This window comes from Hydrogenophaga sp. (genome assembly GCF_026125825.1).
In the GTDB taxonomy this organism is placed as follows: domain Bacteria; phylum Pseudomonadota; class Gammaproteobacteria; order Burkholderiales; family Burkholderiaceae_C; genus Hydrogenophaga.
Map to the genome: position 1 here is coordinate 1 of NZ_JAHCKK010000148.1, position 6126 is coordinate 6126.

Here is a 6126-nt window from a genome sequence, read left to right on the forward strand (position 1 = left end):
CGGCCAGGCCCTGGCGGCCCGGTTCGCGCAGGCGGGCTACCGGCTGGCGCTCGTGGCTCGCCGCACCGAGGACATGCAGGCCTGGGCCCGGGCGCAGGGCTTCGATGCGGCGCGCTGCCAGGTATATGGCGCCGACGTGGCCGACATCGACAGCATCGTCGCCGCCGGCCAGGCTTGCCTGGCCGCGCAGGGGGTTCCCGATGTCGTCATCGCCAACGCCGGGATCAGCATCGGCATGGACACCGCGGACCGGGGTGACATCGACGTCATGGCGCGCACCTTCGCGACCAACAACACCGGCCTGGCCGCCACCTTCCACCCTTTCGTGGCCGCCATGACCGCGCGCGGCAGCGGCGCGCTCGTGGGCATCGGCAGCGTGGCCGCCATCCGGGGGCTGCCCGGGCACGGCGCCTACTGCGCCAGCAAGGCCGCGGTGGTGGCGTACTGCGAGAGCCTGCGGGGCGAGTTGCGGGGCAGTGGCGTGGCGGTCGTCACCCTGCTGCCGGGCTACGTCGACACGCCGCTCACACGGCAGAACCGCTACCGCATGCCCTTCCTGCTGAGCGCGCAAGCCTTTGCCGACCGCGCATTCAAGGCCATCGGTGCTGGCACAAGCTACCGGGTCATCCCCTGGCAGATGGGCGTGGTGGCCAAGCTGCTGCGCCTGCTGCCCAATGCCTGGTTCGACCGCCTGCTCGCCGGGCGCCCGCGCAAACACCGCCAGGGCGAGCGCTAGGCCCCTTGGTGAAATGCCCATGAAAAAAGCCCTGGGGCAGATGCCACAGGGCTTTTGTGTCGTGTCGACCGGCGCCAGGCGCCGGTTCAGGCCGACAGGTGCGGGCGATCAGTAACCGCCGCGGCCACCACCGCCACCGCCTTCACGACGGCCACCGCCGCCGTAGGGGCTGCGGAAACCGCCTTCACCGCCGCCACCACCACCACCGAAGCCGCCGCCGCCACTGCGGCCACCGCCGAAGCCGCCACCACCGGTGCGGGGCGGGCGGGCTTCCATCGGACGTGCTTCGTTGACCACCAGGCTGCGACCGCCCAGCGATTGACCGTTCATGCCTTCGATCGCGGATTGCGCTTCGGCATCGCTGCCCATTTCCACAAAGCCGAAGCCCTTGGAGCGACCCGTTTCGCGTTCCATCATGACCTTGGCGCTGTTGACAGAACCATAGGCGCTGAAAGCTTGTTGCAGGTCTTCGTCGCGCACGGTGTAAGGCAGATTGCCCACGTACAGTTTGTTGCCCATGGTTGGGACTCCTAATAACACAGAGAAAAATTAGCGATGGAGCCCCGTTAGCACACAAAAACCTGTAGCACGCGAAACCAACCGATCACTTGTCAAAACGAGCGTTTTCCACGCTCGCCGAGGGATTATGCGCTGAATGTCCTGCAAATACTAACTATTTTTCAGGATGTGCAAAGGTGTGGTATGCCCGATGCGCGGCTACAACAGGCGGCCTCAACAGCGGGAAAACCCGTCTTGGCGGGCCCCGGCGGGTGGATGCAGGGGCTGGCGGATCAATTTATACTGACGCCCAGCGCCGATTTGTTCCAGATTGCGGGCGCTTTAGAAATGCCGCTAAAGGGGGGATTCCCGGTCTCGCTCTTGGCGGCACCGGGTTTTTTATTGGGCGGACGCCGCCCGCAGGACAAGGCCTTGATCGTCACGCCCCAGATTTTTTCCTTCTCCGAGCCGCTGCCGCTGCGCTCGGGCGCCACCCTGCCAGCCTATGAACTGGTGGTTGAAACCTACGGCTCGCTCAACACCGATCGGTCCAACGCGGTGCTGATCTGCCACGCGCTCAATGCCTCGCACCACGTGGCGGGCTGGCATGCCGACGACAGCGGCCAGCCGCTGGCACGCAGCGAGGGCTGGTGGAACAACATGATCGGCCCGGGCAAGCCGGTCGACACCGACAAATACTTCGTCATCGGGGTCAACAACCTCGGCTCGTGCTTCGGCTCCACCGGCCCGACGCATGTCAACCCCGCCACGGGCACGCCGTGGGGCGCTGACTTCCCGGTGGTCACGGTGGAGGACTGGGTGGACGCCCAGGCGCGCCTGCTCGATGCCATGGGCATCCAGACGCTGGCTGCGGTGATGGGGGGCAGCCTGGGCGGCATGCAGACCCTGAGCTGGACGCTGCAGTACCCCGAGCGGGTGCGCCATGCGGTGGTGGTGGCCAGCGCGCCCAACCTCACGGCCGAGAACATCGCCTTCAACGAAGTGGCACGCCGCGCCATCGTGACCGACCCCGATTTCCACGGCGGTCACTACCTGCGCGAACGCACGCTGCCGCGCCGGGGCCTGCGCATCGCCCGCATGATCGGCCACATCACCTACCTGAGCGACGATGTGATGAACGAGAAGTTCGGCCGCAGCCTGCGCTCAAGCGATGCCCAGGACCCCGCGGCATCGGCCGAGCTGGCCTATCGCTACTCCACGCAGGAGGTCGAATTCCAGATCGAGAGCTACCTGCGTTACCAGGGCGACAAGTTCAGCGAGTACTTTGACGCCAACACCTACCTGCTGATCACCCGCGCGCTGGACTACTTCGACCCCGCGCGCGAGTTCGACGGCAACCTCACGGCCGCGCTGGCGCGCGCCAAGGCGAAGTTCTTCCTGGTGAGCTTCACCACGGACTGGCGCTTTTCACCCGCGCGCAGCCGCGAAATCGTCAAGGCCCTGCTCGACAACCAGCGCGATGTGAGTTACGCCGAGATCGATGCACCGCACGGGCACGACGCCTTCCTGCTCGACGACCCGCGCTACCTGCAGGCGGTGCGCGCCTACTTCGAACAGACCATCTCGGGAGGCCGGGCATGAGCGCCGCGTCGGGCCGGACCAGGCAAGCGCGCACCGCAGTGCGCAGCACGGAGGATTTCAAATGAGCGAAAAGCCGTTGATGGATGCCATCGCCCGCCTGGTGCCGCCGGGCTCGCGCGTGCTGGACCTCGGTTGCGGCGACGGCGCCCTGCTGGCCCATCTGCAGGCCGCGCGCGGCTGCAGCGGCTATGGCGTGGAGATCGACGACGCCAAGGTGCTGGCCTGCATGCGGCGCGGTGTCAACGTGCTTCAGCTCAACCTGGAAGACGGTCTGACCATGTTCGGCGATGACGCGTTCGACGTGGTGCTGCAGATCGACACCTTGCAGCACCTGCGCAATGCCGAAACCATGCTGCGCGAGACCGCGCGCGTGGGTCGCCTGGGCGTGGTCGCGTTTCCCAACTTCGCCCATTGGCCCAACCGCCTGCACGTGCTGCAGGGCCGCATGCCGGTTACCAAGCGCCTGCCCTACCAGTGGTACGACACGCCCAACATCCGCGTCGGCACACACGCGGATTTCGAGGTGCTGGCGCGGCGCAACGGACTCACCATCGAGGACAGCTTCGGCCTGCACGAAGGCCGCGAAGTCCGCGTGCTGCCCAACCTCATGGCCAGCACGGCCGTGTTCCGTTTCTCGAGCTGAGCGGCCCGGCTCAGGCCCGGCCGGCTTCGCGCGCGGCGTCGGCGCCGAAGTCGCCCTCGATCGGCTGCGCATCGGTGGGCATGTCGGGGTAGACCTCGCGGAACACCTCGCGCATGCGCGCCAGGGGCAGATCGTCGAACGCTCCGTGCTCGTTCACGTACTCCATGTGCTGGCGGCCCTCGCGGTCGAAGGGGTGGTAGATCGAATCGGTCTGGCCATCGAACTCCAGCGGCAGCAGGCCGAACCGGTCGCATAGCTCGATGTTGAAGGCCGGCGTGGCCTTGCGCCAGGCGCCGTCGATCCACAGCGAGGTGTAGCCATGCCAGACGAAGACATCGGTCTTCATGGTGTTGCGCATGCGCTCGGTGGAGAGGTGGTTGCGCACATCGGCAAACCCCAGGCGCGCGGGAATGCCTTCGGCTCGGCACACCGCGGCCAGCAGCACCGCCTTGGGCACGCACCAGCCGTGGCCCTGCTCCAGCGCGCGGCTCGCGCTCATGCCGGCGTCGGACATGTCGATCCGGTAAGGGTCGTAGCGCAGCCCGTCGCGCACCGCGAGATACAGCGATACCGCCTTCTCGCGTGGCGTCGTGCCGTGGACGTGGTCGCGGGCGAAAGCGCGCACGGCGGGGTGGTCGGTTTCGATCCAGCGGGTGGCGGCCAAGTGCTGCGGGCCGGGTGGGGTGGTGTCGTTCATCGGTCCAAGTTACCAGATGGGCGCGCGGGTCCCCGACGCCTTAGGGACAAACCCTGGGACGGCGCGGGGCCGCTTCTGCGTACTTTGGTACTCCGTGCGATGGGCGAGCGGCGATTGGGGCGGGTTTGCCGGCCTTTTTACGACTTCAGCCCGCGCCGCGCTGGCCGATATTCCTGGGACTAACCCGTCAACTGAGGACCCGATCCATGGACATGCGCAACGAAGCCAATCACCTTGCCCGCCACGACAGTGCCAGGGCCGCCGCGGCACAGGCTGCCAGCGCCGAATTCCTGACCTTCCGCCTGGGTGGCGAGGAATACGGCATCGACATCCTGCGCGTGCAGGAAATCCGCTCTTACGAAGAGCCTACCCGCATCGCCAACGCCCCCGCGTTCATCAAGGGCGTGGTCAACCTGCGCGGCGTGATCGTGCCGGTGGTCGACCTGCGCATCAAGCTCGGTTGCGACAAGGTGGAATACAACGGCTTTACCGTGGTGATCGTGCTCAACGTGCACGGCCGCGTGGTCGGCGCGGTGGTCGACTCGGTCTCGGACGTGCTCGAACTCGCCGGTGACCTCATCAAGCCGGCGCCCGAGATGAACACCAACGTCAACACCAGCTTCATCACCGGCATTGCCAGCGTGGGTGAACGCATGCTGATCCTGATGGACATCGAAGCCCTCATGTCCGGCAGCGACATGGGCTTGATGGACAGCGCCCAGGCACTTCAATAACAGGCCCGCGGCAAGCGCCGCGACGAGGAGTTCCCGAAGATGAGACAAACCGACAACCGACCCAGTTCGGTGGCGCGCCGCGTCGCCCTGCTCGCCGTGGCCCTGCTGTCCGCGGTGCTGGTTCTGATCAGTGGCGTCATGTCCTTCATGGCGGAAAAATCCTCGCGCGAGCGCATGGTGCAATGGACGGGCGACAAGGCCCTGTCCGTGGGCAACTCGATCGACGCCTTCGACACCACGGCGCGCATGATGACGGACCGGGCCTACAAGCCGTTCCGCCAGAAGTTCGCCGACAAGTTCGAGCTCGACGAGCAGGCCGGCATGCTCAAGGGCTGGGGCATGCTGCTCAACAACGATTTCTCCGAGGTCGACACCTTCGGCCGCACCAGCGGTGGGGCGGCGACGATCTTCATGCGCAAGGGCGACGACTTCGAGCGCGTCAGCACTTCGCTGAAGAAAGAAAACGGCGAGCGTGCCATGGGCACGCTGCTGGCCCGCAAGCACCCGGCCTACCCGCTGATGCTGGAGGGCAAGACCTACACCGGCCGCGCCGTCCTGTTCGGCAAGCCTTACATGACGCACTACGAAGCCTTGAAGGACGACGCCGGCAAGGTGGTCGGCATCCTGTTCATCGGTTTCGACATGGCCGACTTCCAGACCGCGCTCGACAAGCTCGTGGGTGAAGCCCGCTTCTTCGACAGCGGTGGCACCTATGTGATCGATCCGGCCGGGTCGAATGAAGATGCGGTGTTCGTCTCCCACCCCACGGCCGCGGGCAAGAAGGTGCTGGAGGTCAACCCCGGCGCCGCCGCGATGCTCAGCGCCATGCGCGCCTCGCCGGAGGTTTTCGTGAGCGAGGCCACGCCCTTGTTCAACACGTCGATCGAACGCCCCTGGGCGGTCAAGCGCCAGTCCCAGTCGGGCTGGTGGGTGGTGGCCGAGGTGTCCGACCAGGAAGCCATGGCCAGCTACTGGCGCACCATGTACGCGCTGTGGGCCATGCTGGCCGTGGCCACGCTTGCGTTGGGTGCCGGCATGTACCTGCTGGTGCGGCGCAATGTGAGCCAGCCGCTGGCACAGCTGACCTCGGCCGTCACCACGGTGGCGCAGGGTGACCTGAGCCAGGCCTTCCAGTCCAGCCGCAGCGACGAAATCGGCCGCCTGGTGCGCGAGGTCGAGAGCATGCGCCAGCGCTTCCTCGGCATGATGCGCGAGC

Annotated in this window: 7 protein-coding genes; 5 read left to right on the forward strand and 2 right to left on the reverse strand. The window is 66.5% G+C overall.

Features of this window, described 5'->3' with window-relative positions:
• The coding region (locus KIT86_RS23665) for an SDR family oxidoreductase (protein ID WP_297402972.1) at positions 1 to 736 on the forward strand (736 nt) is incomplete at its 5' end.
• Between the two features lie 108 nt (positions 737 to 844).
• Here KIT86_RS23665 and KIT86_RS23670 read toward each other — a convergent pair.
• A complete protein-coding gene (locus tag KIT86_RS23670) occupies positions 845 to 1255 on the reverse strand; it encodes an RNA-binding protein (RefSeq protein WP_297402973.1) in 411 nt (136 codons plus the stop codon).
• A gap of 411 nt (positions 1256 to 1666) precedes the next feature.
• On the opposite strand from KIT86_RS23670, the gene KIT86_RS23675 reads away from it, so the two are divergent.
• Both KIT86_RS23675 and metW read left to right on the forward strand, forming a co-directional pair.
• The gene (locus KIT86_RS23675; RefSeq protein ID WP_297402975.1) at positions 1667 to 2836 is read left to right on the forward strand and encodes a homoserine O-acetyltransferase; all 1170 of its coding nucleotides are present in this window, start codon (positions 1667 to 1669) and stop codon (positions 2834 to 2836) included.
• Positions 2837 to 2897: 61 nt separating this feature from the next.
• Entirely contained in the window at positions 2898 to 3479 is a 582-nt protein-coding gene (gene metW, locus KIT86_RS23680) for a methionine biosynthesis protein MetW (protein WP_297402977.1), read from the forward strand.
• 10 nt (positions 3480 to 3489) lie between these two features.
• On the opposite strand, the gene KIT86_RS23685 is transcribed toward metW, so the two are convergent.
• Positions 3490 to 4176 (reverse strand): transglutaminase family protein, encoded by a 687-nt coding sequence (locus tag KIT86_RS23685; RefSeq protein WP_297402979.1) that lies wholly within the window; start codon positions 4174 to 4176, stop codon positions 3490 to 3492.
• Positions 4177 to 4382: 206 nt separating this feature from the next.
• Here KIT86_RS23685 and KIT86_RS23690 point away from each other — a divergent pair, with 206 nt between their 5' ends.
• The gene (locus KIT86_RS23690) at positions 4383 to 4910 is read left to right on the forward strand and encodes a chemotaxis protein CheW (protein ID WP_291115200.1); all 528 of its coding nucleotides are present in this window, start codon (positions 4383 to 4385) and stop codon (positions 4908 to 4910) included.
• A gap of 39 nt (positions 4911 to 4949) precedes the next feature.
• Positions 4950 to 6126: Cache 3/Cache 2 fusion domain-containing protein (locus KIT86_RS23695; protein WP_297402981.1), on the forward strand; the 1177-nt coding region annotated here is incomplete at its 3' end.

Coding starts and splice junctions, on each gene's coding strand:
- KIT86_RS23670 (WP_297402973.1), bottom strand. CDS start 1,255: ATGGGCAACAAACTGTACGTGGGCAATCTGCCTTACACCGTGCGCGAC.
- metW (WP_297402977.1), top strand. CDS start 2,898: ATGAGCGAAAAGCCGTTGATGGATGCCATCGCCCGCCTGGTGCCGCCG.
- KIT86_RS23685 (WP_297402979.1), bottom strand. CDS start 4,176: ATGAACGACACCACCCCACCCGGCCCGCAGCACTTGGCCGCCACCCGC.
- KIT86_RS23690 (WP_291115200.1), top strand. CDS start 4,383: ATGGACATGCGCAACGAAGCCAATCACCTTGCCCGCCACGACAGTGCC.